The sequence below is a fragment of the uncultured Desulfovibrio sp. genome (genome assembly GCF_944327235.1).
In the GTDB taxonomy this organism is placed as follows: Bacteria; Desulfobacterota; Desulfovibrionia; order Desulfovibrionales; family Desulfovibrionaceae; genus Desulfovibrio.
In genome coordinates, this window is the sequence record NZ_CALVHE010000150.1 from 1 (window position 1) to 2,598 (window position 2,598).

Below are 2,598 nucleotides of genomic sequence, written 5' to 3' on the forward strand. Positions count from 1 at the left end.
CCGCGTGCTGGCCGAAAAGGCCGGCAAGCACGGCATCGGCCGTGACGACATGGTGGAGAACCGCTATGTGGGCATGAAGAGCCGCGGCGTGTACGAAAACCCCGCCGGCACCCTGCTCTTCGCCCTGCAGCGCGACCTTGAAGGCATCTGCATGGACCGCGACCTGCTGGCCATCCGCGATCAGCTGGCCGTGCCCTACTCCCACGCCATTTATAATGGTTACTGGTTCTCGCCCGAGCGCGAGGCCATGCAGGCCTTCTTCGACAAGTCGCAGGAGACCGTCACCGGCACCGTGCGGGCCAAACTGTACAAGGGCGGCGTCTGGCCGCTGTGCCGCACCTCCCCCTACTCGCTGTTCTCCGAAGACCTTGCCACCTTCGAAGGCGGCGACTACGACCACAAGGACGCGGCGGGCTTCATCCGCCTCAACGGCCTGCGGCTCGGCATGTACGCGGCCATCAAGGCCAAGATGGGCAAGTAGCCCCCTTTCCCTCGTCACGACAGGCGCGGACGGCCGCAGGGTGTCCGCGCCTTTTCCGTCTTTTCCTCCATCGCCATCGCCGGGAGCAGCATATGAGCACCAATCAGAGCTGGGGGGGCCGCTTTGCCGAAGGCCCCCGGGAAGCCGTCGCCGCCTACACCGATTCCCAAACCTACGACCGCGCCCTCTACGCCCAGGATATCCGCGCCTCGCAAGCCCATGCCCGCATGTTGGGCCGTCAGGGCATCATCACCCCCCAGGAGGCCGAGACCCTCGTCCGCGGGCTCGATGCCGTCAAAAAAGAGATAGAGGACGGGTCCTTCATCTGGAAACCGGCCCTGGAAGACGTGCACATGAACATCGAAGCCCGCCTCACCGAACTCGTGGGCGATACGGGCAAGAAACTCCATACCGGCCGCAGCCGCAACGATCAGGTGGGCCTCACCTTCCGCCTCTTCGTCAATGACCGCCTGGCCGACTGGCAGCACGCCGCACAACAGCTCGTCGCCACCCTCGTGCGCCTGGCCGACGGCCATCAGGCCGACATCCTCCCCGGCTGCACCCACCTCCAGCCCGCCCAGCCCGTCAGCCTCGCCCACCACCTGCTGGCCTACGCCTGGATGTTCGCCCGCGACACGGACCGGCTGGACGACGTGCGCAAACGGGTGCGCGTCTCCCCCCTGGGCTGCGCCGCCCTCGCCGGGACGACCTACCCCCTCGACCCCGAAAGCGTGGCCCGCGAAGTGGGCTTCGAGCGCATCTACGGCAACTCCATGGACGGCGTCTCCGATCGGGATTTCGTGCTGGAATCCCTCTTCGCCGCCTCCTGCATCATGGCCCACCTCTCGCGCCTCTGTGAGGAGATCATCCTCTGGGCCAATCCGGCCTTCGGCTTCGTGAGCCTCTCCGACGGCTACTCCACCGGCTCCTCCATCATGCCCCAGAAAAAAAATCCCGATGTGGCCGAACTCATGCGCGGCAAGACCGGCCGCGTCTACGGCGCGCTCATGGGCCTGCTCACCACCGTGAAGGGCCTGCCCCTCACCTATAACCGCGACCTCCAGGAAGACAAGGAAGGCTTCCTCGATACCGACCGCACCGTGACGGCCTCCCTCACCCTCATGGCCGGTATGCTCGACGAGACCACCTTCCGCACCGACCGTATGCGCGCCGCCTGCGCCCGCGGCTTCCTCAACGCCACCGAACTGGCCGACTACCTCGTGGGCAAGGGCCTGCCCTTCCGCGAGGCCCACCACGTCACCGGACACGCCGTGGCCCTGGCCGAAAAAGAAGGCAAGGGACTCGAAGACCTCAGCCTCGACCAGCTCCGCACGCTGGATGGACGCATCGACGACGATGTCTATGCCGTGCTGGACTACGACGCCGCCGTCCGCCGCCGCGAGACCCCGGCGGGCACCGGCCCCAGATCCGTGGCCCGCCAGCTCGAACAGCTCCGCCAGTGGCTCGCTGACCGCGCATAACGGCCTTTCAGGGGGCACGCGCCCCTTTCTCACCCTCAACAGGATATCACCGACACATGAAAAAACGCCTGCTGACCGCCGCGGCCCTCGCCGCCGGCCTGACCTTCGGTCTCTCCGCCTGCTCCGACAGCGACGTCATCCCCGAACCTCTGGAAAAGAACGCGCTGGCCCTGGAAGACGTCATCGACCGCCTTCAGGAAGACCCCGGCGGCGACCCGCTGGCCCAGACGCTGGCAGCCATCGTGCTCACCCGCGACATGCCCGCGCACAAGGACGAACGCCGGGCCAACCTCTCGCGCGAAGCCCTGAGCCAGCACCGCTACGATGCCGCCTGCGCGGCGGCCCTGGCCATGAGCGATACCGACCGCCGCGACGGCACCCTTGCCGAAGTGGTCCACGCCGCCTCCGCCCAGTGCCGCAACCTCCCCTGGGCCGCCTTCGCCGCCCTGAAGATCGGCAAGGAAGGTATGGCCGAAGGCCTCCGCCGCGAAGTCGTCCGCCGCTGGCAGGATTGCGAAAAGCAGTGACCCGCGCCGCCCCGCTCCACAGAGCGGGGCGGTTTCTTTCTTGCGGGGGGAAAGGAGGAGGCTTTTTGCAAAAAGCCCCCTCCTTTCCCCCCCGCACCCCCCCTTTCCT

Annotated in this window: 2 protein-coding genes and 1 pseudogene; all 3 read left to right on the top strand. The window is 67.1% G+C overall.

Annotation, left to right across the window (positions count from 1 at the left end):
* Positions 1–481, top strand: a pseudogene (locus Q0K00_RS11690) (argininosuccinate synthase domain-containing protein); the annotation flags it as partial.
* 92 nt (positions 482–573) lie between these two features.
* Positions 574–1,962 carry an argininosuccinate lyase gene (gene argH / locus Q0K00_RS11695; protein ID WP_297229731.1) on the top strand — a complete coding sequence of 463 codons (1,389 nt, stop codon included), beginning with the start codon at positions 574–576 and terminating at the stop codon, positions 1,960–1,962.
* Positions 1,963–2,018: 56 nt separating this feature from the next.
* Complete coding sequence (locus Q0K00_RS11700) at positions 2,019–2,489, top strand: hypothetical protein (protein ID WP_297229734.1); 471 nt, start codon at positions 2,019–2,021, stop codon at positions 2,487–2,489.
* Positions 2,490–2,598 lie beyond the last annotated feature (109 nt).